Below are 26,601 nucleotides of genomic sequence, written 5' to 3' on the forward strand. Positions count from 1 at the left end.
CACATGCCGGGCTTTTTCGTTCCTGGGCCGTTCAGCCCTCTGCGGGCAACGGGTACAGCCGCGCGTCGAACTGGTCGAGACGGGGGAAGACCAGCGGTGTGTCCTGCTCGATCCCGGCGAGCCGCGCCTGGTACGCCTGCAGGTAGCCGCCCCGCACGTCGTCGCTCACATAGGGCACGTGCCAGGCGACGAACGGCGGCAGCACCGTCATGCCGGTGTAGGCCAGCGTCCCGCGCAGGACCGGTCGCAGCATGTCCTCCAGCGGGCCGTGGATCGCCCCCGGGCCGAACATGTGGTCGCGCCCGCCCAGGGTCAGGGTCAGCAAGGCGCGCTTGCCCGCCAGCCCGCCCTGGTCGTAGAAGCGCTTGCCGCCGTAGCAGATGCCGGAGACCAGCACCCGGTCGAACCAGCCCTTGAGGATGGCCGGCACGGAGAACCAGTAGACCGGGAAGTTGAAGATCACCAGGTCCGCCCACAGCAGCTTGTCCAGCTCCTCGCGGATGTCGGCGGCCAGGGTCTGGGCCGTCACCGCCTCGCGCTGCTCCAGGGCGTACACCAGGTAGTCCGGGTTGCGCCGTTCGAGGAAGTCCGCCTCGCTGGCCACCGGGTTCCAGTTCATCCCATAAAGGTCCGACACCTTCACCGCGTGCCCCTGCTCCCGCAGCGTCTGCTCGGCGAGCCGGCACAGCGCGGTGCAGAAGGAGCGCGGTTCGTTGTGGGCGTGGACGATCAATACATTCATGCGAACTCCCGTCGCGCTGGGTCATTGGAAGAGGACGCGCCCTGCTCCAGCACCTCGGCCGCGCACCGTGCGATGCGGCGGCAGGCCTCGCGCAGGGGCTCGGCGCCCAGCACCAGGCCCAGGCGGATGTGTCCGGCCGCACTGGGGCCGAAGGCTTCGCCGGCCAGCACCGAGACCCCGTGGCCGTCCAGCAGCCGGTCGGCGAAAGCCTGGGCGGAGAGCCCGGTGGCGCGGATGTCCACCATCACGAACATGCCCCCGTCCGGCCGCAGGGCGCGCACGCCGGGGCAGTCGGCCAGGCAATCGAGCACCAGGTCGCGGCGCTGGCGGTAGGCCTCGCGCATGGCCTCCAGCTCCGGCAAGCGCGCCTCAAGCGCGGTGCAGGCAGCGTCCTGGATGAAGTCCGGCGAGCCGTAGAGCATGCACAGCGCCAGATTCTCCAGGTGCCCGCAGAGCGCGCGCGGGCCCACCACCCAACCCACGCGCCAGCCGGTCATGGCGTGTGACTTAGACAGGCTGTTGAGGGTCGCCGTGCGCTCGGCCATGCCCGGCAGGCTGGCGGGGCTGATGTGCTCGCCCTCGAACAGCAGCTCGCTGTAGACCTCGTCGGAGATCATCCACAGGTCATTTTTCACGCACAGCGCGGCCAGCTTTTCCCAGGTGGCACGCGGCAGGCTGGCGCCGGAGGGGTTGTGCGGGCTGTTGATCGCCAGGGCGCGGGTACGCGGGGTGATCCGCGCGGCCACGTCCTCGGCCTGCACGCGGAAGCCGTGCTCGGAGCGCACCGGGACCGGCACGACGGTGGCGCCACAGGCCCCGAACACCGCCTCGTAGGTGACGTACATCGGCTCGGCGACGATCACTTCATCGCCGGGGTTGAGCACGCATTGCGCCACGGCGTAGAGCGCGCACTGAGCACCGGCCAGCACCACCACGTCATCGCCGGTGACGGCCTGGCCGCTGCGCTGGCTGTGACGACGGGCGATGGCTTCGCGCAGCGAACGCTTGCCGCGCACGTCGGCGTAATGGGTGTTGCCGGCCAGCAGGCTGTCGATGGCCGACTGCACGATGGGCACCGGCGTGTCGAAGTCCGGATCGCCCACCGACAGCAGCAGGATGTCGTCGCCCTGCTCCATACGCGCCAGGGCGCGGTAGTGGATGTCCCAGGCGGCAGCACCGTCGCCGGCGATGCGTTGGGTGAAGTTCGAGTAGCGCATGGGCAGCTCCTTGGGTCAGCGGGCCTGTTGGGCGCAGGCGTGTTTCAGCTCGATCAGGGTCACCCCTGGATGGCGGAAGCCCTCGCGCAGGTCCTGCTCCAGCGCATCCAGGCTCTGCGGCTGGCGCACCTCGCAGCCGTAGGCTCGGCCGAGCAAGGCGAAATCCGGGTTGCGCGGCAGCACGCCGATGGGCTCGATGTCCAGGTCGAGCATGTCGTCGCGGATCTGCCCCAGCGCATCGTTGTTCCACAGCAGCACCACCAGCGGGCTGTCCAGCTCCTCGGTGGCGGTGGCCAGCTCCTGGGCGGTGTAGAGGAAGCCGCCGTCGCCCACCAGCACCAGGCCGGGGCGCTCCGGCGCACCGAACTTGGCGCCGATGCCGGCCGGCACGCCGTAGCCGAGGGTGCCGTAGCCGGTGGGGTGCAGCCAGCTGCGCGGCGCCCGGCTGGGGAACAGGTAGTTGCCGCTGTAGGCCAGCTGGGTCATGTCGCTGGCGATGAAGGCGGTGTCCGGAAGGGCCTGGGCAATGCGTTCGAGGATCGCCTGGTGGATGCGCTGCAGCGGGGCGTGACTGGCCTCCAGTTGCTCACGCAGCCGGCCGATGCGTTCACGGGCGCTGGCCGCATCCCGCGCGGCAGCCGGCAGCGCGGCGAGCAACGCCTCGGCGGTGGCCTTCGCATCCCCCAGCAGCGCCACGGCGCAGGGGTAGAAGTCGTTGAACTTGCGCGAATCGACGTCGACGCGGATCACCTCGCCGGTGAGCGGCAAGCGCTCGCGCCAGTAATCGGTGTCGGCCATCTCGGTGCCGATGGCGAGCACCACATCGGCCTCGGCGATCATGTCCCAACCGGCCTGGGTGCACAGGGTGGCGCCAGCGGCGAGCGGCGCCTCCGGCGCCAGCAGGCCCTTGCCGGCGACGCTGGTGAACAGCGGTGCGGCCAGGCGCTCGCTCAGCGCGGCCAGGGCATCGGCGGCCTGCAGCGCGCCGCCGCCAGCGATGATCATCGGGCGCCGGGCGACCTGGAGTTTATCCACAGCCTGCCGGAGCGCGATGGCGCAGGGCTGGCCACGGCCGGCACGGCGCACCACCTCATGGGTCCAGTCGCGGGCGACCGGGTTGGCCAGCACGTCCAGCGGCACGGAGATATGCACCGGGCGCGGGCGCTCGCTGTCGAACACGGCAAAGGCGCGGGCGATCAGCTCGGGCAAATCCTCGGCACTCAGGGCGACGGCGGAAAACGCGGTGATCGGCGCGGTCATCGCGCGCTGGTCCTGGGTCTCGTGCAGGCAGCCCCAGCCTTTGCCGAGGCTGGCGGTGTGGTTGACGCTGGAGATCACCAGCAGCGGGATGGAGTCGGCGTAGGCCTGGCCGATGGCGGTGGCAGCGTTGGTCACCCCCGGCCCGGTGATGATGAAGGCCACGCCCGGCTTGCCGCTGACCCGCGCGTAACCATCGGCCATGAAGCCGGCGCCCTGCTCGTGGCGGGTCAGCACGTGGCGGATGCCGCTGCCGGGCAGGCCCCGGTACAGCTCCAGGGTGTGTACACCGGGAATGCCGAACACGGTGTCGACCCCGTAGTTGGCCAGCAGGCGGACCAGGGCCTGGCCGCCGGTGAGAGGTGTGGTCTGTTGCATGGGTCGTCTCCCCAAGGGCTGAAGCGTGACGGTCATTCGGCGAGGCGGATCAGTGCATCCACCGCCACGGCGCCTTCGGCGTCCGCAAGCAGCGGGTTCACATCAAGCTCCAGCAGGCTGTCCACGTGTTCGCAGGCGTAGTCGGCGACGGCGCGGATGGCCTCCACCAGTGCCTCCAGGTCCACCGCCGGGCGGCCACGGAAGCCGGTGAGCAGCGGCGCACTGCGCAGGCTGAGCAAGGCATCGCGGATCGCCGCATCGGTGGTGGGCAGCAGCAGGCTGCGGCTGTCCTTGAGCAACTCGACGAGGATGCCGCCGGCCCCCAGCACCAGCGCCAGGCCGAAGCCGTTCTCGCGCTTGATGCCGACGATCAGCTCGGCCAACGGCGGGTTGGCCATGCGCTCCAGCAGCACCTGCTCGAAGGGCACGCCGGGCACGTGGCGGGCGATGTTCGCGCGCATGTCGAACAGCGCCGCTTCCAGCGCCGCCTCGTTGCGCAGGTGGAGCGCCACGCCGCCGGCTTCGGTCTTGTGCGGCAGCTGCGCGCTGACCACTTTCAGCGCCAATGGAAAACCGACATCGGCGGCCGCTTCGCGGGCTTGCGCCGGCGTGCTCAACGCCGCGCGCGGCAGCGGCAGGCCGAAGGCTTTCAGCGCCTGCTTGGATTGCCACTCGTCCAGCAGGCGGCCTTCGCCTTCCAGCGCCTGCGGGCAGAGTGGCACCAGCGCCGCTTCGCCACGGGCCAGCAGCGCGTCGCGGCGCTGGCGGTAGTGGGCGATGCGCCCCCAGGCGGCGAGGCCGTCTTCCACGCCTTGCAGCGCGGCGACGCCGTGGGCATGCAGCCGTTCACGGGCCTGCCTGGGCAGCAGCTCCGGCAACGCAGAAGCAATGAAGCCCACCTTGCCGTGGCGCTCCAGCGCCGCGCAGTACAGCGCCAGCAGCAGGTCGCACTGCGGGCGCTCGCCGGTTTCCTCGCCGGGGTAGTCCAGCACCAGCAGGGCGGCATCGGCGTCGGTCTGCAGGGCGCTGTCGAGCATGCGCTCCAGCGCCGGGCCGTCGCCCCAGATGGCGGTGGTGAAGTCCAGCGGGTTGGCGATGTTGGCGTAGTCCGGCAGCACCTGGGCCAGCTCGGCGCGCTGGGCGTCGACCAGCTTGGGCAGGGCCAGACCGTTGCGTTCGGCGTAGTCGGCGATCAGCCCCGCGTCGCCACCGGAGCAGGCCAGCGCCGCCAGGCGCGGACCGGCCGGCAGGTTGCCGCAGGCGGCCGCCTTGAGGGTTTCGATGAAGCTCACCGGGCCGCTGACGCGGATCACCCCGAGGCGCTCGAACAGCGCGTCGTACAGCGCGTCGGAGCCGGCCAGGGAGCTGGTGTGGCTGAGCGCCAGTTCGGCGCCGATCTGCGACACGCCGGTCTTCAGGGCGATCACTGGGATGCCTTTCTGCAACGCCTTGTAGGCCGCGCGGGCGAAGCCGGGAACGTTCCTCAGCCCTTCCAGGTGCAGGCCGATGGCGGTCACGCGCGGCTCGTCGAGCAGCACGTCCATCAGTTCGGCCACGCCCAGCTGCGCCTGGTTGCCCACCGAGGCCATGTAGGCGATGGGCAGCGAGCGGTCGCTCATGGACAGGTTGTAGGCGAAGTTGCCGCTCTGGGTGAGCACCGCCACGCCCTTCTCCACCAGGTGCCCGCCGTGGGCCACCGGCCACAGCGCGGCGCCGTGCAGGTAGTCGAGCAGGCCGTAGCAGTTGGGGCCCAGCAGGGCCATGTCACCGGCGCTGGCAAGCAGGCGGCGTTGCAGGGCTTCGCCTTCGGCGCCGGTCTCGGCAAAGCCGGAGGCGTAGCAGATGACGCCACCGGCCTCCTTGGCGGCCAGCTCGGCGACGGCCTGCAGGGTCAGCTCGCGGTGGGTGGCGACGAATACTGCGTCCGGCCCTTCGGGCAGGTCGGCGATGGTGCGCACGCAGGGCACGCCTTCGAGTTCGTCGTATTGCGGGTTGACCAGCCACATCGGCCCGGCGAAGCCGCCTTCGGCGCAGCGCTTGAGCGCGCGCGCCATGCTGCGGCCACCGATGAAGGCCAGGTGACGGGGCGCCAGCAGGCGCTGGAGGTTTTCGCGTTTCATGGCACGGGCCTCAGCGCAGCAGCGGACGCAGCAGTTCGCGGGAAATGATGTGGCGCTGGATCTCCGAGGTGCCTTCCCAGATGCGCTCGATGCGCGCGTTGCGCCAGATGCGCTCCACCGGCCCTTCGTCCATCAGGCCCATGCCGCCGAAGATCTGCACCGTCTCGTCGGCGACCTTGCCGAGCACTTCACTGGCGAACAGCTTGGCCATGCCGGCCTCGCCGTCGCTCATGGTGCCGCGGTCCATCTTCCAGGCGGTGTGCAGGGTCATCAGCTCGGCAGCGCGGATCTGCGTGGCCATGTCGGCGAGCTTGAACGAGATGCCCTGGTAGCTGCCGATGGGCTGGCCGAACTGCTTGCGGTCGGCGGACCACTGCAGCGCCAGGTCCAGCGCGCGCTGGGCCTGGCCGACGCAGTTGGCGGCCACCATCACGCGGCCGGCGGTGAGCCAGGCGTTGGCCACTTCCCAGCCCTTGTCCACTTCACCCAGCACCTTGGAGGCCGGCACGCGGCAGTCGTCGAAGAAGATCTCGTAGGTGTGGTAGCCCTTGTTGCTCACGCACTTCGGCCCCCGGCGCACGGTCATGCCGGCGGTGCCCTTGTCCACCAGGAAGGCGGTCACGGCGTTGCGCTTCTTGCCGTTGCGCTCGAAGGTGTCAGTCACCGCGAAGACGATGGCGAAATCGGCATGCCCGGCGTGGCTGATGAAGTGCTTGGCACCGTTGATGATGAAGTCGTCACCGTCACGCACGGCGCGGGTCTTGATGGCGTTGGCGTCGGAGCCGGCGCCCGGCTCGGTGAGGGCGAAGCAATCGATCTTCTCGCCCTGCACGCACGGCAGCAGGTAATCGCCGATCTGCGCGCCGGTGCAGGCCATGAGGATCTTCGACGGGCGCGCAACGAACACGTGCAGCGCCCAGGACACCTTGGACAGCTCGCGCTCGACCAGCGCCTGGGACAGGTAGTCCAGGCCACCGCCGCCGACGTCCTCGGGCATGTTGAAGGCGTAGAAACCAGCGGCGATGGCTTTGCCGCGAATCTGCGCGGCCAGCTCCGGGGATACGGCGTCGGCGCGGTCCACTGCTTCTTCGTGGGGCAGCAGCTCTTTCTCGACGAAGGCTTTTACCGCCTCGACGAGCATGTCCTGTTCCTGGGTCAGTTGAAAATCCATGGCATCACCTGCAGCCGTCAGCGGCCGTTGAATTGGGGGGAACGTTTCTCGGCCACGGCGCGCAGCGCCTCGGCGGCATCGTCACTGCGGCCGCAGAGCAGGCCGGCGGCCTGTTCGGCCTCCAGTTGCTGGGCCAGGGTGCGGGAGGCGCCGTCGCGCATCAGGCGCTTGGTCTGGGCGAAGGCGAAGGTCGGGCCGGCGGCCAGGCGCGCGGCGAATTCTCCGACCTGTGCCAGCAGGAGTTCATCGGCAACCACCTCGCCGACCAGGCCGGCGCTCAGCGCGCGCTCGGCGTTCCAAAGCTCGTCGAGGAACAGCAGGCGCTTGGCCGCTTCGCTGCCGATCAGGCGCGGCAGGTGCCAGCTGGCGCCGGCGTCCGGGCAGTAGGCCATGCCGGTGTAGCCGGCCTTGAAGCGCGCGGAGGCGCCAGCTATGCGGAAGTCGCAGCACAGCGCCAGGTCCATCCCCGCGCCCACGGCGGTGCCGTTGACGGCGGCGATGGTCGGCTTGTCCAGGCCATGCAGGCGGCGCATCAGGGCGTGGGCGGCTTCGGTCCAGCCGTAGGTTTCCAGCTCGCCCCGGGCTTCGGCCTCGGCCCATTCGGCGAGGTCGGCACCGGCGCAGAAGCTGCGGCCTTCACCGGTGAGCACGATGACGCGCACCGCCGGGTCGGCCTCATGGGCGTCCAGCAGGGCCAGCAGGTGCTTGATCGTGGGGATGTCCAGCGCGTTGCGCTGCGCAGGGCGGTTCAGGGTGATCCAGGCGATACCGCCCTGGACCCGGCTGAGCGGGGATAGCTGTGTCATGCGGCCCTCGTTCTTGTCGTTGATTGTGCGGAGGCGAATGCGTGGCCTCATGCTAAACAGTCGTTCAACAAGACCACAATCCACCCCGGCAGCCGCCTGTAACGAAGCGTGCAAAGCCGCCGGAACGCGCCAGCCCTGGCGCCGAAGGGCGCGCAGGCGGCGCTGGCCTCCGGCAGCGTTACAACTTCGAACAAAGATCCCTACGCCATGAAAAAGGCCCCGCAGTGCGGGGCCTTGGTCGTGACACGGGGATCAGCCGATGCTGGGGACGATCTCCTCTCCCACATCACCGCCACGCCTGCGGCGGATCAGGAAGTAGGCGCCGTAGCACACAGCGATGAAGCCGAAGCCCCAGTACAGCGACGGCCGCTGGGTGGGGTCCAGGGCGAGGAAGACGAACAGCGAGCAGCAGATGGCGATGCAGGCCAGCGGCACCAGCGGGAACAACGGCGCCGAGTACTTCAGGTCGGCCCGGGTACCGCCCTTGGCCATGTGCTCGCGGCGGAAGCGGTACTGGGCGTAGGCGATGACGATCCAGGTCACGGTGCCGGCCATGCCGCTCACCGCCATCAGCACCATGAACAGGGTGTCGGCGGCGACGATGCTGGTCAGCAGCGACAGCAGGGCGAAGCACAGGGTGATCAGCAGCGCATACAGCGGCACGCCCCGGGCGCTCAGTTTCGACAGCTGGCGCGGCGCCATGCCGGTCTTGGACATGGCCCAGAGGATGCGGGTGGAGGCGTAGAGCCCGGAGTTGCCCACGGAAAGGATCGCCGTGAGGATCACGAAGTTCATCAGGTCGGCGGCATAGGGAATGCCCACCTTGTCGAACACCTGGACGAACGGGCTCTCCATCAACCCCGCCTCCCGCCAGGGGACGATGGCGGCCAGCACGCCGATGGCCAGCACGTAGAAGATCAGCACGCGGAAGACCACGTTGCGCACCGCCTGGGGGATGCTCTTCTCCGGCTGGTCGGTCTCGCCGGCGGCGACGCCCATGATCTCGCAGCCCTGGAAGGCGTAGACCACCGTCATCATCACCGCGAACACGGCGGCCAGCCCGTTGGGGAACAGGCCATCCCCAACCAGGTTGGCCAGGCCCGGCGCCGCTGACTGGCCTTCGAGGGGAATGGCGCCGAACACCGCCAGCAGCCCCACCAGGATGAACACCAGGATGGCCGCCACCTTGATGCCGGAGAACCAGTACTCGGCCTCGCCGAAAGCCCGGGTCGCCAGGGCGTTGAGGGAGAACAGCACCACCACGAACAGCCCTGACCACACCCAGATGGGGACATCCGGGAACCAGCGCGTCATCAGCATCCCGGCGGCGGTGAACTCCAGGCCCACCGTGGAGGCCCAGCTCATCCAGTAGACCCAGCCGATCATGAAGCCGGTGGCCGGGCCGATGAAGCGCGTGGCGTGGGCCTGGAACGAGCCGGAGACCGGCATCTGCACCGACAGTTCGCCGAGGCAGACCATCACCAGGTACATGAGCAAGCCGGCGACCAGGTAGGCGAGGATGGCGCCCATCGGGCCGCCGGAGCCGATGGTGACGCCCGAGCCCATGAACAGGCCGGTGCCGATCACCCCACCGAGCGAGAGCATGAAGATGTGCCGGCTCTTGAGCGCCCGGGTGAGCTGGATTTTCTCGCCGCTGCCGGCGTGATGGGTCTCAGACATGGCGCACCTCCGGAGAGCGGCGGGTGCGGGTGAGCGGAACTCTACGTTGGGTCATTGTTGTTATCTCCAATCGATCAGAGGCCGTGGCTCGAGCACGGATACCGCTGGATTATTCGAAGGAGATGTAAGGCGCCGTTGATCGCCGGGATCGAAGTTGTAAAAAGCTGTAATGAAGCTGTCTCGCTTCAGGGCGCTTTTAAAAACGTAGGCGAGGCAGTCAGCGCAAGGCAAAAACAGGCGAAAAAGCGCAGTTTACGTGCGGTAAATGAGCATTTTGAGCCTGTTTTTAACGCCGCGATGACAACGCAGGTAGTTTTTATAAGTGTCCTTCAGGCGGGCTGTTGCATCTGCGCCTCGGCCGCCGCCCATTCCCGGTCCAGGCGCTCGCTCCAGCCCTGAAGCACCTCGCCCGCCAGGGCGGCGGCTTCCAGGGCCGCCAGGCAGTTCCCCAGGCCACGCCAGCCCAGCGACCGGCAACTGCCGGCAAGGCGGTGGGCCAGGCCGGCGACTTCGTCCCGGTCGTCGGCGCGGATGGCTTCGTGCAGCAGCGGCATCTGCTCGGCCAGCAGTTGGCGCAGGGCGCCGACCAGCGCGGCGAGGCGGTTCTCCCCCAGCAGTTCGCGGTGGGTGGCCAGCAGACGGGGGTCGAGCGCGGTTCCGTCGTCCGCCTCGTCCGGCGGGGGGCTGCCGGGCACGGCCAGTGCACGACGCAGGGCGTCCAGGCGCAGGGGCTTGGCCAGCACGCCCTGCATGCCCGCCTCGAAGTAGCGGCGGACGCTGGCCGGTTCGACGCTGGCGGTGAAGGCGAGGATGGTGGTCGCCCGGTTGACCCCGTCCGCCTGCTGGCGGATCGCCCGGCACAGCTCGATGCCGTCCATTCCCGGCAGGTGCATGTCCAGCAGGATGAGGTCGAACGCCTGCTGGCGGCAGGCGTCCAGCGCGGGCTGGGCATCGTCCACGGCCTGCACGTGGTGGCCGTCCCGTTCCAGCAGCCCCAGGGCCACGTCGCGGTTCAGCGCCACGTCTTCCACCAGCAGCACCTGCAGGGCACGACCCGCAGGTGCGTTGCCCACCGGCCGGGCAGCCGGGAGCGCCGCCGGTTGCAGTTCGATGTCGAACCAGAAGCGGCTGCCCTCGCCTTCCCGGCTGTGCAGGCCGATCTGCCCGCCCATGGCGTCCACCAGCCGCTTGCTGATGGCCAGCCCCAGGCCGCTGCCGCCGTAGCGGCGGGTGACGGCGTCGCTGGCCTGGACGAAGCGCTCGAAGATCCGCGCCTGGGCCGCCTCGGGAATGCCGATGCCGTTGTCGCTGACCACGAAGCGCACGCGCTGGGCCGCGCCCTGGGCCGGGGTGGCGGTCACCTCCACCCGCACGTCGCCGTCGGCGGTGAACTTCACGGCATTGGCCACCAGGTTGCTCAGCACCTGGCGGAGGAACTGCTCGGCCCCTCGGCAGCGGCGGTTCACCGACGGGTCCAGGCGCAGCGAGAGCACGGTGCCGTTGTCCTCGGCGCGGGGCTCCAGCAGCGTCAGCACTTCGTCCAGCAGCTCGCTCAGATCGAACTCGATGGCTTCCGGCAGGCTCACCCCGTCTTCCAGCCGGGCGAACAGCAGGACTTCGTCGAGCACCGCCAGCAGGCCTTCCCCGGCCTTGTGCAGGGCGTGCAGGCGCTTGCGCTCCAGCGTGCCCAGGGCGGCGTCGCGCAGCAGTTCGGCCATGCCGAGGATGCCGTTGAGCGGGGTGCGGATCTCGTGGCTCATGGTCGCCAGGAAGCGCATCTTCGCCTCGTTCGCGGCCTCGGCCTCCTCCTTGGCCCGCTGCAGGCTGGCGGTACGCCGTTCGACCTGGCGCTGCAGCTCGCTGCGCTCGCGCCCCAGGGCCTGGCGCATGGTGTCCAGGGCCTGGGCCACGGTGTCGAGCTCGTCCGGCCGGGGCCGGGCGCGCTTGTCCAGGTGCAGCGGCTGCTGCAGGTCGCCTTCGGCCATGCGCTGGGCAAAGCCGGCCATGCGCTCCAGGTGCCGCGTCACCAGGCTGTGGAACAGCAGGCTCAGGGCCACCGCCAGGCCGCAGAGGAAGGCGCCCATCCACAGCAGGCCGTCCAGCCCGCTCTGCCAGAGGCGCCGATGAACGGCCCCGAGGTCGATGGCCAGGGTCAGTTCACCGAGGGCGCGCCGCTCGCCGTCGGGCGGCTGGTAGCCGAGGGGGAAATGCTCGACCCGCACCGGGCCGGGCACCTGGATGTCGCCCTGGACCAGGGTGAAGTCTTCGCTGGCGAGGCTCGCCCAGGCGACGTCTGGGAAGTCCACCAGGCCGTGCAGCTGCACCCGCAACTGGGCCTGGTCGAGGTCCCAGAGGCTGCGCTCGAAGCTGGCCAGGTAACCGCTGCGGATCAGCTCCAGGCGCTGTTCGATGGCCTGCATCTCGCGCCGGTACTCCAGGCCCAGCTGCACCGCGCCGGCCAGCAGGGTGACGCACAAGCTGAAGCCGAGGACCCGCTGCAGCAGGCGCCGGGCCAGTGGCCCGGGGGCGTGCAGGGCCTTCATGGTGACTCCAGGGGGCGCCCCTGGGTGCGGTAGTCGCGCTCGCTCTCCTCCAGCCAGCGCTGCAGGCTGCCGTCGGCCTGCAACGCCAGCAGGATGCGGTCGATGTCGTCGAGGCGCGCCAGGAGCGGTGAGCGCCGCGACACGGCCAGCCGCAGGGAGTCCACCGCCAGGGGTTCGGGCGCGTCGACGATGGCCTCGCCTCCCGGCATGCCCGCCACGAATAGCCGCCCGGTGCGCCGCTCGTAGGGGATGAAATCGATGCGCTGGCGGATCAGCTTGCCGAAGTTCTGCCGGCTGTCCGAGACGTATTCGATGCGCCCCTGGCGGGTGACGAAGCGGTCGAACTCGGTGCCGTAGCTTTCCCCGAACAGCAGCCCGCCACGGTAGCCGGCGAGGTCGGCCAGGTGCTTTACCGCCAGGGGCTTGTGGCGGTTGTAGAAGAGCGCGACCTCCTCCCGCAGCACCGGCGCCTCGGCGAACGCCAGGTATTGCTGGCGCTCCCCGGTGCGGTAGGCCAGCACCAGGTCGACGCGGCCGCTGGCGGCATCCATCAGGCAGCGTTTCCAGTTGCCGAGCACCACCACCTGCATCTCGTAGCCCAGCTCCTGGAGCACCCGCTTCACCACCTGGGGCGCCAGGCCGCGTACGGCCTGGCCATCGCTCCAGGACACGGGCGGGTACACCGGGTAGTCGCAATAGCGCATGGTCTCGGCCGCCAGCCCGAGGCTGCACCAGCCCCAGGCCAGGAGTGCCAGCCAGCGCATGTTCAGGCCTCGCTGGGGGTGGCGGTGAACAGGTAGCCGGCGCCGTGGATGGTGATGATCAGCTGCGGGTCGGCGGGGTCGTCGCGCAACTTGCGGCGCAGGCGCCCGACCAGCACGTCGATGGAGCGGTCGTTGGGCAGCCATTCGCGGTTGCGGATCTGGTCCATCAACTGGTCACGGCTGAGGGTGTGGCCGCTGTTGCGCAGGAAGGTGCTGAGCAACTGGAACTCGCCCTGGGTGAGCAGCGTTTCATGGCCGGTGGAATCGATGATGCGGCGCCGGTCGGTGTCCAGCAGCCAGTCGCCGAACTGCTTGAGCACCTGGCGCACGGGGCCGGGCTCGGCCTGGGCATGGCGGACCCGGCGCACCAGGTTCTTCGCCCGGGACACCAGCTCGCGGGGGTTGAGAGGCTTGATCACGTAGTCGTCGGCGCCGCATTCGAGGCCGACGATGCGGTCGATCTCGTCGTTGCGCCCGGTGATCAAGATGATCCCGATCTCGGAGCGCACCCGCAGCTCACGGGTCAGGGTCAGGCCGTCCTTGCCGGGCAGGCGGACGTCCAGCAACACCAGCTCCACGGGCTGGCCGAGGTGGGAGGTCTTGGCCAGCACGGCTTCGGCCTGCTCGGCATCGGCCGCGCAGAACACCTCGTAGCCCTCATCGCCCAGGTAGCTCTGCAGCAGCTCACGAATCACCGGATCGTCATCGACGACCAATACGCGGGGAACCATCGCCATCACCTTTCACCTCCGGCGTGCCGGGGCGTTTCTTGTTCTGGTTGTCGGACGGTGACACCCGGGCGGAGGCTCGGGTGGAAGCAGCAGCCTAGCCACTACTGAACGGCCGATCAACAAGCAGGCACGCAGGCCCGGCTGCCACCGGTCAGCCAGGCCCCGGGCCGGCGCCAGCCTCAGCGGCTGCCGAGCAAGGGACGGGGCACCAGCTGGCGCAAGGCCTGGCCACGGATCAGCACTTCGCCGATGAGCAGCGCCAGGCCGACGCCACAGAGGATCTTGCTGGCCTTGCCCCAGTCCATCGGCTCGCCTGGGGTGACCACGAAGAGCACGATGCCGGCGACCACGTGCAAGCCGACCAGGCCCGCCCAGGCGCAGGCAGCGGTATTGCCCAGCGGCAGGCGGAAGGCACGCGGCGTGGGGTCGGCCAGGCGCAGGCGGATGAAGGCCAGGCACATCAGCACGTACGGCATCATGAAAATCATTGCGAAGATGGACAGCAGGGTCCAGAACAGCTCCTCGGCGCTGTGGGCGACCAGGCCGTACACCAGCATCACCAGGATGCTCACGCCGGAGGCCAGCAACGCCGGGCCGATGGGCGTGCGGTAGCGCGGGTGGACCACGCCGAACACTGCCGGCAGTTCCCCGGCCGTGGCCGCCGCCACCGCCGCCCGGTTGGTGCCCATGCTCCAGGTGACCATGTTGGTGAACAGGGTGAAGAGCACGAAGCAGGCCACCAGGGTGGCGAAGGCGCCGCCGAGGCCTTCATGGCCGTACATCTGGTAGAGCGACTCGGAGAAGATCCGCGTGACGTCGGTCTGCTCCGGCGGCAACGCGGCCAGCACGCCAAGGGTGCCGAACACGTTGAAGGCGGCGATCAGCAGGCCCGAGACCAGTACCGCACGGGGAATGTCACGGTGCGGGTTGCGCATCTCCGGGGCGCTGCAGCAGGCCAGCTCGGTGCCCATGATGCCGTAGACCATCACCCCCAGCGCCGCGAACTGCACCCCGGAAGACGGCAGGATCGCCTCCAGGCTGAACGCGTTGGCAAAGCCGTGCTCCAGGCCGTAGCGGATGCCGCCGATGCCCAGCGCGAGCACCGCCACCAGCTTCATCAGCGCCCCCAGGTTCGGCAGCCATTTGCCGATGCGCAGGTTGATGGCGTTGAACAGCGCGGTGAGCAGCGCCAGGAACACGCCGATGGCGATCTTGCTCCACAGCCCCAGCCCGGGCAGGAAGAACTCGCTGAGCATGGCGGCGAAGAGGATGTAGACCGAGGGCATCCACAGGGCGTTGTTGGCCCAGTACATCCACGACAGCCGGGCGCCCCAGCGCGGTCCGAAGGCCAGGCGCACCCAGTGGTAGACACCGCCGCTGCCGGGGAAGGTGGTGCCCAGCTCGGCGGTCATCAGCCCCATGGGGATGAACAGCAGCAGGAGCACGTAGCCCCACCAGAACAGGCTGGTGGAACCGAGCGCCGCGGCCAGGGCGATCTGGTCCATGAACAGCATGGCCGAGACGGTGAACAGCGTGACATCACGAAAGCGCAGGACCTTGTTCTTGTTGTCGTCCATCGGGGGGCTTTCCTCTGTGGGGGAATGGGCGGCGCGGGGCGCCGCGTCGGCGCTACCAGTGACCGGCCTGCTTCAGGTCCTCCTGGGTCTCGATGATGCTTTCGCGCAGCACGCGCACGATGAAGTCGACCTGCTCGCGGGTGAGGATCAGCGGCGGCGACATGACGTTCAGGTGCACCATCGGCCGCACCAGCAGGCCGCGCTTCTGCGCCCGCAGGTGGACCCACTCGCCGATGTTCAGCGCCTCGGGGAACAGGGTCTTGCTGGCCTTGTCGGCCACGAACTCGACGCAGGCCATGAAGCGGATGCCGCGCACGTCCCCCACCATGGGCAGGTCCAGCAAGGTGCGCAGCTGCGCTTCGAAATAGCGGCCGACGTCCTCGACGTGGGCCAACAGGCCTTCCCGCTCGATGATCTCGATGTTCTTCAGCGCCGCCGCGCAGGCCACAGGGTGGCCGGAGTAGGTGAAGCCGTGGGTGAAGCAGCGGCCCTGGTCAGGCGCGGCGATCACCGACCAGATGCGCTCGGAGAACAGGCAGGCCCCCAGCGGCTGGTAGCCCGAGGTCAGGCCCTTGGCGGTGGTGATGATGTCCGGCTGGATGCCGAACACCGCCTCGCTGGCGAAGAAGTGCCCGAGGCGGCCGAAGGAGGTGACCACCTCGTCGGCGATGTAGAGGATGTCGTAGCGCTGGCACAGCGCCCAGATGCGGGCGTGGTAGCCCTCCGGCGGCACCATCACGCCGCCGGAGCCGAACACCGGCTCGGCGATGAAGGCCGCGACCTTGTCTGCCCCCACTGCACGCACGGCGTCGTCGAACTCGGCCACCAGGCTTTCCAGGTAGTCGGCCTCGCTCATGCCCTCGGGGGCGCGGTAGGGGTAGGGCCCGCTGAGGTGGTGGATGCCGTCCTGGATGAAGTCGAAGCCGCTCTCGCGGTCCACCTGCTTGCCGCCGAGGGACATGCCCAGGTAGGTGGAGCCGTGATAGGCGTGGCGACGGCTGAGGATGTGCTTCTTCTGCGGCAGGCCCCGGCAGTTCTGGTAGTAGTGCACCAGGCGGATGGCGGTATCGACGGCGGTGGAGCCGCCGGTGGTGAGGAAGACATGGTCGATGTCTCCGGGCGCCAGCTCCGCCAGCTTGGCGCACAGCTCCACCGCACGAGGGTTGGCCATGTCGCAGAAGGGGTTGGAGTAGGCGAGCTGGCGCGCCTGCTCGGCGATGGCCTCGACCATCTCCTCGCGCCCCAGGCCGATGTTGGTGCACCACATGCCGCCCACCGCATCCAGATAGCGGTTGCCGGCCAGGTCGTGGATGTAGGCGCCCTCCCCTCCGGCGATCTGCAGGGAATCGAGCACGCGGTGCTCGTCGAACAGGTGGTAACCGTGCAGGTAGTGGGCACGGTCCAGGGCCGCCAGGCGGGCCTGTTCACGGGTGGGCGGCGGCAATGGGACGGACACGGACATCGGGGTTCTCCTGCTGGTTGATGCCCGGAGCCTATGCACCCGTCCCGACCACGGACATACCCCATTTGAGGGTAGGGGCCGACGCTCGGCGTCACCTTTTCCCTGGGGTATGCTGCCGCGAACTCAGCGAGCCGGGCGGTGATACAGGTGCAGCAGGTGGAACTGGACAGGTTGCAGGACTGGCACCGACACCTCGCCGGCGCCATCGCCAGCTGCGGCACCGAGGCGTTCCCCGGCCGCCTGCTGGACGCCCTCGCCAGCCTGGTGCCGATCGAGTCGGTGATGATCAGCCTGGAGCGCATCGGCAGCGCCCCCACCCTGCTCCACGAACGCGGCATACCACCCGGCAGCCGCGAGCTGCTGCTCGAGCGCTACTTCTCCCGTGGCTACCTGCTGGACCCGTTCTGCCTGGCGGTGGACCAGGGCCTGGCCGAAGGCTTCTACACCCTCGGCGAGATCGCCCCGGACGACTTCTTCAGCAGCCAGTACTACAAGACCTACTACCTGGGCGCCGGCTCGGTGGAGGACTGCTACTTCATGCTCGAACTGGGTCCGCGGGAGCGGGTGTCCGTCAGCCTCTACAACGGCCTCAGCGCCCGCCCCTTCGAGCCCGGGCAACTGGCCCTGCTGCGCGCCCTCGCCCCCACGGTGCTGGAACTGGGCCGCCGCCACTGGGCGCAGACCGCGCCCCCGGCCCAGGCGGAGCCCAGCTTCGCTGCGCAGTTGCAGCAGGCGTTCCGACATTTCGGCGACGGCCGCCTCACGGCCCGCGAACTGGAGGTGTGCCACCTGCTGCTGCGCGGTCACTCGGCCAAGTCCAGCGCCAAGGCCCTGGCGATCTCTCCCGAGACGGTGCGCATGCACCGCAAGAACCTCTACATCAAGCTGGGGATCGGCTCCCAGGCAGAGCTGTTCTCGCTGTTCATCGAATGGCTGAGCCGAACGGGCGACTGAGGGCCTGTACAGCCGGCTCGATCACACGCCCTGAAAGCGCCGGTAGGCGCCGGCCTGCAGGCCATCGACCCAGGCTTCGCAGATCACCACGCCCTGCTCGGGGGTGAAGGTGGCGGGGTTGAGGCCGGACTCCAGCCACAGCCCGTCCAGCAGCGCGCTGAGGCTGATGGCTGCGAGGCCGGTGTCGAAGGCGACCCAGCCCTCCTCGTCCGCCAGCAGGGCGAGGGCGTCGGCCAGCAGGCTGCGGTAGTTGCCGTAGGACTGGTCATGGACCCGGCGGATGGATTCGATGTGGGTCACCGCGCCCCAGAACACCAGCCAGGCGTCGAGCAGCTGGGGGTCGAGCATCTCGGCCGAGAACGAGGCCTGGAAGAAGGCCGAGAGGCGCCGCCGGGCAGGCCCCGGGGCGGACTCCACGGCGCAGCGCAGCAGGCCCATGACCCGCTCGCTGACCGCCAGGTAGGCCTCGGCCACCAGCGCATCCTTGCCCTCGTAGTGGTGGTTGATGAGGCCGACGGAGACACCCGCCTCGGCGCAGATCTTGCGCACGGAGGCGCCCTGGAAACCGTAGCGCTTGAGGCAGACCAGGGTGGCGTCCACCAGCAGGGCCTTGCGCTGCTCCGGCTCCAGCCGGGAAAACCGCACTTCCGTATTCATCACCACGCTCCTGTTCGTTCAACCGTGGGGCCGGGAAGCGGCCTCACTCCTCGCTGTGCACCACCACCAGCAACTCGGCCTGCTCCTCGCCCAGGGAGCGCAGGCGGTGCGGCTTCTGGGCGTTGAAGTGCAGCGCGTCGCCGGTTTCCAGGGTCAGGCGCTCGGACAGGAAGTCGACCTCCACCCGCCCCCGGTGGACGAAGATGAACTCCTCGCCCAGGTGCTCCTTGAAGGTCGAATGGCTGAAGTCCCGGGGGGGATGGACGATGAACGGCAGCAGCGCGCGGTCGCCGATCTGCCGGGCGAGGGAGGCGTAGGCCGGGCCCTCGTCGTCCCGCGCCAGCGGCTGCCGCTCGTCGTGGCGCACCAGGCTGTAGCCCTCGCTGGCGGCACCCTCCTCGGCGAACAGTTCCTCCACCGGCACGCTGAGCGCCTTCGACAGCTTCAGCGCGGTGGCGATGGAGGGCGTGCTCAGGCCCCGCTCCACCTTGGACAGGTAGCTCTTGGTCATGCCGGTCTTCTCGGCCAGCGTTTCCAGGGTCATCCCCAGTTTTTTTCTCAACAATTTCAATCGCATGGACATGCAGAACGCCCCTTTGGCGTCGGTGCGGGAAACTTTTCTCTTGCCAATGACACTTTGTGTCATTTAGCTTTATTTGTGTCATTCGCTTCGACATGACCGCGAGCCCCACTCGCGTCACCCGGCTAAGGATGCTCACATGGCAACTACCATGCACCTCCCCAAGGACCAACTGATCCAGCATGCCGAACGGCAGATGCAGACCAGCCTGCTGGATAATACGTGGACGGCCCGGCAAAAACTGGCCCTGACCTGCCGAATCCTCTTCGAGGGCGGCCATGATTCCGGCCTGGCCGGGCAGATCACCTGCCGTGCCGAGGAGCCCGGCACCTACTACACCCAGCAACTGGGGCTGGGCTTCGACGAGATTTCCGCCAGCAACCTGCTGCGGGTCGACGAGGACCTCAAGGTGCTCCAGGGCCAGGGCATGGCCAACCCGGCCAACCGTTTCCACAGCTGGGTGTACCGCGCCCGCCCGGACGTGAACTGCATCATCCACACCCACCCGCTGCACGCCGCCGCCCTGTCGATGCTGGAAGTACCGCTGGCGGTCTCGCACATGGACCTCTGCCCGCTGTACGACGACTGCGCCTTCCTCAAGGAGTGGCCGGGGGTGCCGGTGGGTAACGAAGAGGGCGAGATCATCTCCGCCGCCCTGGGCGACAAGCGCGCCATCCTGCTCTCCCACCACGGCCTGCTGGTGACCGGTGCCAGCATCGAGGAAGCCTGCGTGCTGGCGCTGCTGTTCGAACGCGCCGCGAAGATGCAGCTGCTGGCCATGTCCGCCGGCGAGATCCGCCCCATCCCGCCGGCCCTCGGCCGCGAGGCCCATGACTGGATCTCCACGCCCAAGCGCCACGGCGCGGCCTTCAGCTACTACGCACGGCGCAGCCTGCGTCAGCACGGCGATTGCCTGAGCTGACCGCGCGCCACCACACAAGACCTTTCGCCCATTGCCCCAGGTGCACCCATGTCCTCTTCCATCCTCCACGGCATCATCGGCTACACCATCACCCCCTTCGGCGCGGACGGCGCCCTCGACCTGCCGGCCCTCGGCCGCTCCATCGAACGCCTGCTGGACGGCGGCGTGCACGCCATCGCGCCCCTGGGCAGCACCGGCGAAGGCGCCTACCTCAGCGACCCGGAATGGGACGCGGTGGCGGAGTTCAGCCTGAGCACCGTCGCCGGCCGCGTGCCGAGCATCGTCAGCGTGTCCGACCTGACCACCGCGCGCACCGTGCGCCGCGCCCGCCTGGCCGAGCAGTTGGGCGCCAGCGCGGTGATGGTGCTGCCGGTGTCCTACTGGAAGCTCAGCGAGGCGGAGATCCTCGCCCACTACCGCGCTGTGGGCGAGGCCATCGGCATCCCGGTGATGCTCTACAACAACCCGGGCACCAGCGGCACGGACCTGCCGGTGGAGCTGATCCTGCGGATCGTCCGGGAGGTGGAGAACGTCACGATGGTCAAGGAGAGCACCGGCGACATCCAGCGCATGCACCGGCTGCACCTGCTCTCCGACGGCCAGGTGGCCTTCTACAACGGCTGCAACCCGCTGGCGCTGGAGGCCCTGGTGGCTGGGGCGAAAGGCTGGTGCACCGCCGCGCCCAACCTCATCCCCCGGCACAACCTGGCGCTCTACGAGGCGGTGCGCGAGGGGCGCCTGGACGAGGCGCGGGAGTCCTTCTATCGCCAGCTGGCGCTGCTGGACTACATCACCCGCCGGGGCCTGCCCACCACCGTCAAGGCCGGCCTGCGCCTGACCGGGCTGGACGTGGGCGTCCCGCGCCTGCCCCTGCAGGCGCTGGATGACGAAGGGCAGCGCTACCTGAGCGGCCTGCTGGCCGAGCTGCGCTGACCGGCGGCCCCGCCCGTCGCACGGCGGGCGGGGCGGCTCAGTCGCGGTAGTCCGGTGCCACCCGGTCCAGCAGGCGCAGCAGCGCCTGCCAGGCCAGCTCGTTGGCATCCGGGTCGCTCAACTCGCCGTCCGCCAGCGGGCGCGCGGGTTCGTTGAACTGGCGCTGGGTGTGTTCGCAGACCTCGTGGGACGGCAACAGCAGCTCGCCACCGGCCTGGGCGGCCAGCTGGATGTCGCAGGCCTTCTCCAGGTAGTACATGCGCAGGAAGGCCTGGGCCACCGTCTCCCCCACCGTCAGCAGGCCGTGGTTGCGCAGGATCATCACCGGCTTGTCGGCAAGGTCGGCCACCAGGCGCTTCTGCTCGTCGAGGTTCAGCGCCACGCCCTCGTAGCCGTGGTAGGCCACGCGGCCATAGAACTCCATGGATATCTGGTTCACCGGCAGCAGCCCGGCCGGCTGGGCGGCCACCGCGCACCCGGCGCGGGTGTGGGTGTGCAGCACGCAGCGGGCGTCCTCGCGGGCGGCATGGATGGCGCTGTGGATGACGAAGCCCGCCGGGTTGACCTTGTGGCGGGTCGGCTCCACCGGGCGGCCCTGCAGGTCGATCTTCACCAGGTCGCTGGCGCGGATCTCGTCGAACATCAGCCCGTAGGGGTTGATCAGGAAATGGTGCTCGGGCCCCGGCAGGCGCACCGAAATGTGGGTGAAGATCAGGTCGGTCATGCGGAAGTGCGCCACCAGCCGGTAGCAGGCGGCCAGCTCCTGGCGCAGGGTGCGCTCCTCGGGGGAGCAGGACGAAGGGGGCAGCGGGGCGTGCAGCGGCGTCATGGAAGGCTCCGGGGTCGGTGGAAGGTGAAGGGGCCCACCACGAGGGCGGGCCGGGTAGCGGCACCCTATCAGCGCACCGCCCAGGCGTTGAAGCGCTCCTCCAGCTCCTCGCCGTGGTCGACCCAGAACTCCACGTCCATGGGCAGGGCGTCCGCCAGGGCCTGGGGCGTGGCCGGAATCCAGCGCGCCTGCTCGGCGTCCAGCGCGGCGGCAGCCTCACGGTTGGTCGGGCCGTAGGGGATGCGGCCGATGTAGTCCAGCTGCGGCGCCTTGCGGTTCATGTAGGCGATCAGCCGTTCGGCTTGGGGCAGGTGCCGGGAGCCCTTGATCACCGCCCAGTAGTCCATGCCGTAGAGGCTGCCGGGCAGCACCAGGGCGAAGTTGCGCCCGCCCTGGTGCGCGGCGGCCACGCGCCCGGAGTAGGAGGACGTCATCACCACATCGCCTGCCGCCAGCCACTGGGTGGGCTGGGCACCGGCCTCCCACCACTGGATCTGCGGCTTGATCTGGTCGAGCTTGGCGAAGGCGCGGTCCACCCCGGCCGGCGTGGCCAGCACCTTGTACACCTCGCCGACCGGCACGCCGTCGGCCAGCAGGGCGAACTCCAGGTTGTACACGGCGCGCTTGCGCAGGCCGCGCTTGCCGGGGAATTTCTCCAGGTCCCAGAAATCCGCCCAGGAGGTGGGCGCCGTCTTCAGGCGGTCGGCGTCGTAGCTCAGGGCCACACCCCACACCATCGCGGCCGAGCCGCAGTCCTGGGCGGCCTGGTCGATCAGTGCCTCGCGGCCCCCAAGGCGCGACCAGTCCAGCGTCTCGAACAGGCCGCTCTCGCAGCCGCGCACCAGGTCGGGCCCCTCGATCTGCACCAGGTCCCAGTCCACGTGGCCGGTCTCGGCCATCACCCGGATGCGCGCCATCTCGCCGTTGTATTCGGTCTGGATCAGGCGGTGGCCATCCTCGGCCGCGAAGGGTTTGAAGAAGGCTTCGTCCTGGGCCTTCTGGCCGTCGCCACCGTAGCCGACCACCACCATGTCGGGCGCCGCCTGGGCACCCAGGGCGGGCAGCAGCAGGGCCAGGCAGGTGAGCAGGCGGGGCAGGAACGGCGCGCTGCGCCGGTGGAACGGAGATGAGGTGTGGTTTCGCATGAACGTGCTCCCAGTCTTGTTGTTGTTCAGGGATGCCCCGTCGAGGGGGCTTTCACGCTAGGGCCACGCCATTAAAAAAACAAGTTGATTTTTTACTGAAAACAAACAAGTAATGAATTTATAAGAAACGACCTCGCCGAGGCCCCCATGTCTGCCTTCCCCCACCTGTTCGAGCCCCTGCACCTGCGCGGCAAGCGCCTGAAGAACCGCATCATGTCCAGCGGGCACGACACCAGCATGCCCACCGACAACCGCGTCAACGACACCCTCATCGCCTACCAGCGCGCCCGCGCCGAAGGGGGCGTGGGGCTGATCGTGCTGCAGGTGGCCGGCGTCCACGACAGCGCGCGCTACACCTCCCACGTGCTGATGGCCACGGACGACTCCTGCATCGAGGGCTACCGCGAACTGGCCGAGGCCTGCCACGCCTACGACACCCTGGTGCTGTCGCAGCTGTTCCACCCCGGGCGGGAGATCATGGAGACCGCCAACGGCCTGCTGGCGGTGGCCTACGCGCCGTCCGTCACGCCCAACGAGCGCTTCCGGGTCATGCCCCGGGCCCTTGACCAGGTCATGATCGACGAGATCGTCGCCGGCTACGGCGCCGCCACCCGGCGCCTGCGCGAGGCCGGGCTGGATGGTGTGGAGGTGGTGGCCAGCCACGGCTACCTGCCGGCGCAGTTCCTCAACCCCCGGGTCAACCTGCGCGAGGACGGCTACAACGGCGATCTCGACGCCCGCCTGCGCTTCCTCCGCGAGGTGCTCGAGGCGGTGCGCGAAGCCGGCGGCGAAGACTTCATCGTCGGCCTGCGCATCTCCGCCGACGAGCGCGATCCCCAGGGGCTGACCGAGGACGAATCCCTCAGCGCCGTGCTCGCCCTGCAGCCGCAGCTGGACTACGTGCACCTGGTGGCCGGCACCTCCGCGTCCTTCGGCGGCGCGGTGCACATCGTGCCGCCGATGGCGGTGGCGCCGGCCTACCTGGCCGAAACCGCCGGGCATTTCAAGGCCCGGCTGGGCATCCCGCTGTTCGTCACCGGGCGCATCAACCAGCCCCAGGAAGCGGAGCAGATCATCGCCAGCGGCCAGGCGGACGTGTGCGGCATGACCCGGGCGCTGATCTGCGACCCGCAGATGCCGAAGAAGACCGCCAGCGGCCGGGTGGACGACGTGCGCGCCTGCATCGCCTGCAACCAGGCGTGCATCGGCCACTTCCACAAGGGCTACCCCATCTCCTGCATCCAGCACCCGGAAACCGGCCGCGAGCAGCAGTTCGGACGCCTCGTCCCCACCGATCGCCCGCAGCGGGTGATGGTGGTCGGCGGCGGTCCGGCCGGCATGAAGGCGGCCGCCGTGGCGGCCCGCCGTGGCCATCAGGTCACCCTCTACGAAGCCGGCGCCCAGCTCGGCGGACAGGTGTTGCTGGCCCAGCTGCTGCCCCGGCGCAGCGAATTCGGCGGCGCCGCCACCAACCTGCAGCGCGAGCTGGAGCTGGCCGGCGTGCAGGTGCAGCGCAACACCCGGGTGGACCTGGCCCTGGTGGAGCGGGAGCGCCCGGACCGGGTCATCCTCGCCACCGGCGCCCGCCCCTACTGGCCGGCGTTCGAACGCGGCGGCGACCTGCAGGTGGTGGATGCCTGGCAGGTGCTGCGCGGCGAGGTGAAGGTCGGTCGCTCGGTGCTGGTGGCCGACTGGCGCTGCGACTGGATCGGCCCCGGCATCGCCGAGCACCTGGTGCGCCAGGGGCATGCGGTGCGGCTGGCGGTGAACGGCACCCACTGCGGCGAGAGCCTGCCGCTGTACGTGCGCGACCAGATGGCCGGCGAGCTGCATCGCCTGGGCATCCCGGTCACGCCCTACGCGCGGCTGTATGGCTGCGACGACGACACGGTGTACATGCTGCACAGCGCCAGCGGCGAGCCGATGCTGTTCGAGCAGGTGGACACCCTGGTGCTGTGCCAGGGCCATGCGCCGTTCGATGAGCTGGGCAGTGCCCTGGAAGGCCGGGTGCCGTTCCAGCGCATTGGCGATTGCCTGGCGGCCCGCACAGCGGAAGAGGCGATCTTCGAGGGGCTTCAGGCAGCCTGGACGCTCTGAAGCCGGGGCGCGCGGCAAGGGTCGAACCTGCCTTACAATGCCGCGCCCGACACACCGGGCCGCCGGCCTACAAGGACAGCCAGACCATGAGCCCACTGCCGCCCTCGCCCCAGGCCGTACCGCCTGAAAGCCAGTTCCTCGGCACCCGCATCCGCGGCCTGCGCAAGCGCCGCGGCATGACCCTGAGCGAGCTGGCCGAGCAGAGTTCGCTCACCGCCGGCTACATCAGCCAGCTGGAACGCAACCTCGCCTACCCCTCGATCCCGGCGCTGTTCAACATCGCCCGCAGCCTGGGGGTGACCATCCAGTGGTTCTTCGGCAGCGAAGCCCCCGTGGCCGAGGCCGACCGGGGCTACGTGGTGCGGCGTAACGCCCGCATGAGCCTGCATTACGAGGACGGCATCACCGACGAGCTGCTCAACCCGCAACCCAGCCGCTCGCTGGAGGTCCTCCATTCGCGCTTTCCGCCCGGCACCTACAGCGAGGAGAGCTACAGCCACGAAGGCGAGGAAGCCGGCTACGTGCTGAGCGGGCAGTTCGAGCTGTGGGTCGGCGAACGCCACTTCCTGCTGAACGAAGGCGACAGCTTCGCCTTCTCCAGCCAGGAGCCGCACCGCTACGGCAACCCCGGCGAGCGGGATGCCCTGGTGCTGTGGATCGTGACCCCGCCGACCTTCTGATCCGGCGCCGCCTCGGCGACGCTCCTCACTTCTTGATTCGGGCAGCCAGGCCAGCCAACAGGCGCTCCAGCGCGCCCTGGTTCGCCCGCAGCACGCCGAGCCCGGCATCGCGCATGGCAGCGGCGCGTGCGGCGTCGGCCCAGAGCCCTTCGACGTCGCGGGCCAGGGCCTCGGCGCCGTCCACCTCCAGCAGGGCGCCGGCATCGCGCAGTTGCGCGGCGATTTCGAGGAAGTTGAACAGGTGCGGGCCGGACAGCACCGGCTTGCCCAGGGCCGCCGGCTCCAGCAGGTTGTGCCCGCCGTTGGGCACCAGGCTGCCACCGACGAAGGCGCTGTCGGCCAGGGCGTAGAGGAACAGCAGCTCACCCATGGTGTCGCCCACCAGCACCAGGGTCTGCGCCGCCACCGACTCGCCACTGGAGCGGCGCTGGCTGGCGAAGCCGGACTGGCGGCTCAGTTCGTACACCGAGGTGAAGCGCTCCGGGTGGCGCGGCACCAGGATCAGCAGGGCATCCGGACGCCGGGCCAGCACGGCGCGATGGGCCGCGAGGATGATCTCGTCCTCGCCGGCATGGGTGCTGGCGGCGATCCACACCGGTCGCCCGCTGGCGCCCCAGGCGGCGCGCAGCTCGGCGGCACGGGCCGGCAGGGCCGGGTCGATGGTGAGGTCGTACTTGATCGAGCCGGTCACCCCCACGCATTCCGGGCGCGCGCCCAGTTGGCGGAAGCGCTCGGCTTCGGCCTCGGTCTGCACGGCGATCCAGTCCAGCTCGGCCAGCATCGGCGCGGTGAGCCTGGCGAAGCGCGCATAGCCCCGGGCGGAGCGGGCCGACAACCGGGCGTTGGCCAGCACCACCGGGATCCGGCGCCGCGCGCACTGGTGGATGTGGTTGGGCCAGAGTTCGGTTTCCATGATCACCGCCAGCTTCGGCCGCACCCGGTCGAGGAAGCGCGACGCGGCCCAGGGCAGGTCGTAGGGCAGGTAGCAGTGCTGCACGCGATCGCCGAACAGCGCCTGGATGCGCTCGGAGCCGGTGGGGGTCATGCAGGTGAGGGTGATGGGCAGGTCCGGGTGGCGCGCCATCAGCTCGCGCACCATGGGCGCGGCGGCGATGCTCTCCCCCACCGACACGGCATGCACCCAGATGCCCCCCGGCTTGAGCGGCGGCAGGCCGAGGGCGAAACGCTCGCCGATGCGCCGGGCATAGGCCGGCGCCCGCCAGGCGCGCCAGGCCAGGCGCAGGGCCACCAAGGGCAGGCCGAGATGGAACAGCAGGGTGTAGAGGGTGCGATTCATGGTGAGGCCAGTGATGCGGACAGGGGGCGGATGATAACTGAGCGGTCCGCCAACCGAAG

General features: G+C 69.5%; 22 protein-coding genes. 5 read left to right on the forward strand and 17 right to left on the reverse strand.

The window, feature by feature from the left end; genetic code table 11:
- Window positions 1–31 precede the first annotated feature (31 nt).
- From BM198_RS13580 to BM198_RS13635, 12 genes are all read right to left on the reverse strand, one after another.
- A complete protein-coding gene (locus tag BM198_RS13580; RefSeq protein WP_074970586.1) occupies window positions 32–742 on the reverse strand; it encodes an NAD(P)H-dependent oxidoreductase in 711 nt (236 codons plus the stop codon).
- Complete coding sequence (locus BM198_RS13585; protein ID WP_074970588.1) at window positions 739–1,959, reverse strand: pyridoxal phosphate-dependent aminotransferase; 1,221 nt, start codon at window positions 1,957–1,959, stop codon at window positions 739–741. Before BM198_RS13585 ends, BM198_RS13580 begins: the two co-directional genes overlap by 4 nt.
- 15 nt (window positions 1,960–1,974) lie before the next feature.
- Window positions 1,975–3,594, reverse strand: a complete 1,620-nt coding sequence (locus tag BM198_RS13590) for a 5-guanidino-2-oxopentanoate decarboxylase (RefSeq protein ID WP_074970590.1) — start codon at window positions 3,592–3,594, stop codon at window positions 1,975–1,977.
- Window positions 3,595–3,626: 32 nt separating this feature from the next.
- The gene (locus BM198_RS13595) at window positions 3,627–5,714 is read right to left on the reverse strand and encodes an acetate--CoA ligase family protein (protein WP_074970592.1); all 2,088 of its coding nucleotides are present in this window, start codon (window positions 5,712–5,714) and stop codon (window positions 3,627–3,629) included.
- Between the two features lie 10 nt (window positions 5,715–5,724).
- Window positions 5,725–6,885, reverse strand: a complete 1,161-nt coding sequence (locus BM198_RS13600) for an acyl-CoA dehydrogenase family protein (RefSeq protein WP_074970594.1) — start codon at window positions 6,883–6,885, stop codon at window positions 5,725–5,727.
- 17 nt (window positions 6,886–6,902) lie between these two features.
- Window positions 6,903–7,691 carry an enoyl-CoA hydratase/isomerase family protein gene (locus tag BM198_RS13605; protein WP_074970596.1) on the reverse strand — a complete coding sequence of 263 codons (789 nt, stop codon included), beginning with the start codon at window positions 7,689–7,691 and terminating at the stop codon, window positions 6,903–6,905.
- A 252-nt stretch (window positions 7,692–7,943) separates the two neighbouring features.
- Complete coding sequence (locus tag BM198_RS13610; protein ID WP_074970598.1) at window positions 7,944–9,371, reverse strand: amino acid permease; 1,428 nt, start codon at window positions 9,369–9,371, stop codon at window positions 7,944–7,946.
- Between the two features lie 329 nt (window positions 9,372–9,700).
- Window positions 9,701–11,914, reverse strand: coding sequence for an ATP-binding protein (locus tag BM198_RS13615; protein WP_074970600.1), 2,214 nt, complete (start codon window positions 11,912–11,914; stop codon window positions 9,701–9,703).
- Window positions 11,911–12,678 carry a substrate-binding periplasmic protein gene (locus tag BM198_RS13620; protein WP_074970602.1) on the reverse strand — a complete coding sequence of 256 codons (768 nt, stop codon included), beginning with the start codon at window positions 12,676–12,678 and terminating at the stop codon, window positions 11,911–11,913. The genes BM198_RS13615 and BM198_RS13620 overlap by 4 nt, the downstream gene beginning before the upstream one ends.
- A 2-nt stretch (window positions 12,679–12,680) precedes the next feature.
- The gene (locus tag BM198_RS13625) at window positions 12,681–13,415 is read right to left on the reverse strand and encodes a response regulator transcription factor (protein ID WP_107331359.1); all 735 of its coding nucleotides are present in this window, start codon (window positions 13,413–13,415) and stop codon (window positions 12,681–12,683) included.
- A 173-nt stretch (window positions 13,416–13,588) separates the two neighbouring features.
- Window positions 13,589–14,986 (reverse strand): APC family permease, encoded by a 1,398-nt coding sequence (locus BM198_RS13630; RefSeq protein ID WP_074970604.1) that lies wholly within the window; start codon window positions 14,984–14,986, stop codon window positions 13,589–13,591.
- Between the two features lie 52 nt (window positions 14,987–15,038).
- Window positions 15,039–16,448: an aminotransferase gene (locus BM198_RS13635; protein WP_074970607.1), complete on the reverse strand. Its 1,410-nt coding sequence runs from the start codon at window positions 16,446–16,448 to the stop codon at window positions 15,039–15,041.
- Between the two features lie 147 nt (window positions 16,449–16,595).
- Between BM198_RS13635 and BM198_RS13640 the strand changes: the two genes are divergently transcribed.
- Window positions 16,596–17,402, forward strand: a complete 807-nt coding sequence (locus tag BM198_RS13640) for a helix-turn-helix transcriptional regulator (RefSeq protein WP_074970686.1) — start codon at window positions 16,596–16,598, stop codon at window positions 17,400–17,402.
- Window positions 17,403–17,423: 21 nt separating this feature from the next.
- Here the strand turns inward: BM198_RS13640 and BM198_RS13645 are convergent, their stop codons facing one another.
- Both BM198_RS13645 and BM198_RS13650 read right to left on the reverse strand, forming a co-directional pair.
- Window positions 17,424–18,059, reverse strand: a complete 636-nt coding sequence (locus BM198_RS13645) for a TetR family transcriptional regulator C-terminal domain-containing protein (protein ID WP_074970609.1) — start codon at window positions 18,057–18,059, stop codon at window positions 17,424–17,426.
- A 43-nt stretch (window positions 18,060–18,102) separates the two neighbouring features.
- Window positions 18,103–18,642: a helix-turn-helix domain-containing protein gene (locus tag BM198_RS13650; RefSeq protein ID WP_044401059.1), complete on the reverse strand. Its 540-nt coding sequence runs from the start codon at window positions 18,640–18,642 to the stop codon at window positions 18,103–18,105.
- A gap of 136 nt (window positions 18,643–18,778) precedes the next feature.
- Between BM198_RS13650 and BM198_RS13655 the strand changes: the two genes are divergently transcribed.
- Both BM198_RS13655 and BM198_RS13660 read left to right on the forward strand, forming a co-directional pair.
- Window positions 18,779–19,561 carry an aldolase gene (locus BM198_RS13655; protein WP_044401056.1) on the forward strand — a complete coding sequence of 261 codons (783 nt, stop codon included), beginning with the start codon at window positions 18,779–18,781 and terminating at the stop codon, window positions 19,559–19,561.
- 48 nt (window positions 19,562–19,609) lie between these two features.
- On the forward strand, window positions 19,610–20,494 hold the full coding sequence (locus BM198_RS13660) for a dihydrodipicolinate synthase family protein (protein ID WP_074970611.1): 885 nt from the start codon (window positions 19,610–19,612) through the stop codon (window positions 20,492–20,494).
- A gap of 37 nt (window positions 20,495–20,531) precedes the next feature.
- On the opposite strand, the gene BM198_RS13665 is transcribed toward BM198_RS13660, so the two are convergent.
- The gene (locus BM198_RS13665) at window positions 20,532–21,323 is read right to left on the reverse strand and encodes a class II aldolase/adducin family protein (RefSeq protein WP_069564105.1); all 792 of its coding nucleotides are present in this window, start codon (window positions 21,321–21,323) and stop codon (window positions 20,532–20,534) included.
- A gap of 68 nt (window positions 21,324–21,391) precedes the next feature.
- Entirely contained in the window at window positions 21,392–22,354 is a 963-nt protein-coding gene (locus BM198_RS13670; protein WP_394328344.1) for an ABC transporter substrate-binding protein, read from the reverse strand.
- Window positions 22,355–22,615: 261 nt separating this feature from the next.
- On the opposite strand from BM198_RS13670, the gene BM198_RS13675 reads away from it, so the two are divergent.
- A complete protein-coding gene (locus BM198_RS13675) occupies window positions 22,616–24,565 on the forward strand; it encodes an oxidoreductase (RefSeq protein ID WP_074970615.1) in 1,950 nt (649 codons plus the stop codon).
- Between the two features lie 86 nt (window positions 24,566–24,651).
- Entirely contained in the window at window positions 24,652–25,245 is a 594-nt protein-coding gene (locus BM198_RS13680) for a cupin domain-containing protein (RefSeq protein ID WP_074970617.1), read from the forward strand.
- Window positions 25,246–25,270: 25 nt separating this feature from the next.
- Here the strand turns inward: BM198_RS13680 and waaA are convergent, their stop codons facing one another.
- Window positions 25,271–26,542, reverse strand: coding sequence for a lipid IV(A) 3-deoxy-D-manno-octulosonic acid transferase (gene waaA, locus BM198_RS13685; protein WP_074970619.1), 1,272 nt, complete (start codon window positions 26,540–26,542; stop codon window positions 25,271–25,273).
- Between the last annotated feature and the right edge of the window lie 59 nt (window positions 26,543–26,601).

The sequence above is a fragment of the Metapseudomonas otitidis genome, assembly GCF_900111835.1.
Lineage (GTDB): Bacteria > Pseudomonadota > Gammaproteobacteria > Pseudomonadales > Pseudomonadaceae > Metapseudomonas > Metapseudomonas otitidis.

Excerpts from the sequence above, each read along its gene's own strand:
- BM198_RS13580 (WP_074970586.1), bottom strand. The coding sequence starts at position 742 with ATGAATGTATTGATCGTCCACGCCCACAACGAACCGCGCTCCTTCTGC.
- BM198_RS13585 (WP_074970588.1), bottom strand. The coding sequence starts at position 1,959 with ATGCGCTACTCGAACTTCACCCAACGCATCGCCGGCGACGGTGCTGCC.
- BM198_RS13590 (WP_074970590.1), bottom strand. The coding sequence starts at position 3,594 with ATGCAACAGACCACACCTCTCACCGGCGGCCAGGCCCTGGTCCGCCTG.
- BM198_RS13595 (WP_074970592.1), bottom strand. The coding sequence starts at position 5,714 with ATGAAACGCGAAAACCTCCAGCGCCTGCTGGCGCCCCGTCACCTGGCC.
- BM198_RS13600 (WP_074970594.1), bottom strand. The coding sequence starts at position 6,885 with ATGGATTTTCAACTGACCCAGGAACAGGACATGCTCGTCGAGGCGGTA.
- BM198_RS13605 (WP_074970596.1), bottom strand. The coding sequence starts at position 7,691 with ATGACACAGCTATCCCCGCTCAGCCGGGTCCAGGGCGGTATCGCCTGG.
- BM198_RS13610 (WP_074970598.1), bottom strand. The coding sequence starts at position 9,371 with ATGTCTGAGACCCATCACGCCGGCAGCGGCGAGAAAATCCAGCTCACC.
- BM198_RS13615 (WP_074970600.1), bottom strand. The coding sequence starts at position 11,914 with ATGAAGGCCCTGCACGCCCCCGGGCCACTGGCCCGGCGCCTGCTGCAG.
- BM198_RS13620 (WP_074970602.1), bottom strand. The coding sequence starts at position 12,678 with ATGCGCTGGCTGGCACTCCTGGCCTGGGGCTGGTGCAGCCTCGGGCTG.
- BM198_RS13625 (WP_107331359.1), bottom strand. The coding sequence starts at position 13,415 with ATGGCGATGGTTCCCCGCGTATTGGTCGTCGATGACGATCCGGTGATT.
- BM198_RS13630 (WP_074970604.1), bottom strand. The coding sequence starts at position 14,986 with ATGGACGACAACAAGAACAAGGTCCTGCGCTTTCGTGATGTCACGCTG.
- BM198_RS13635 (WP_074970607.1), bottom strand. The coding sequence starts at position 16,448 with ATGTCCGTGTCCGTCCCATTGCCGCCGCCCACCCGTGAACAGGCCCGC.
- BM198_RS13645 (WP_074970609.1), bottom strand. The coding sequence starts at position 18,059 with ATGAATACGGAAGTGCGGTTTTCCCGGCTGGAGCCGGAGCAGCGCAAG.
- BM198_RS13650 (WP_044401059.1), bottom strand. The coding sequence starts at position 18,642 with ATGTCCATGCGATTGAAATTGTTGAGAAAAAAACTGGGGATGACCCTG.
- BM198_RS13655 (WP_044401056.1), top strand. The coding sequence starts at position 18,779 with ATGGCAACTACCATGCACCTCCCCAAGGACCAACTGATCCAGCATGCC.
- BM198_RS13660 (WP_074970611.1), top strand. The coding sequence starts at position 19,610 with ATGTCCTCTTCCATCCTCCACGGCATCATCGGCTACACCATCACCCCC.
- BM198_RS13665 (WP_069564105.1), bottom strand. The coding sequence starts at position 21,323 with ATGACGCCGCTGCACGCCCCGCTGCCCCCTTCGTCCTGCTCCCCCGAG.
- BM198_RS13670 (WP_394328344.1), bottom strand. The coding sequence starts at position 22,354 with ATGGTGGTGGTCGGCTACGGTGGCGACGGCCAGAAGGCCCAGGACGAA.
- BM198_RS13675 (WP_074970615.1), top strand. The coding sequence starts at position 22,616 with ATGTCTGCCTTCCCCCACCTGTTCGAGCCCCTGCACCTGCGCGGCAAG.
- BM198_RS13680 (WP_074970617.1), top strand. The coding sequence starts at position 24,652 with ATGAGCCCACTGCCGCCCTCGCCCCAGGCCGTACCGCCTGAAAGCCAG.
- waaA (WP_074970619.1), bottom strand. The coding sequence starts at position 26,542 with ATGAATCGCACCCTCTACACCCTGCTGTTCCATCTCGGCCTGCCCTTG.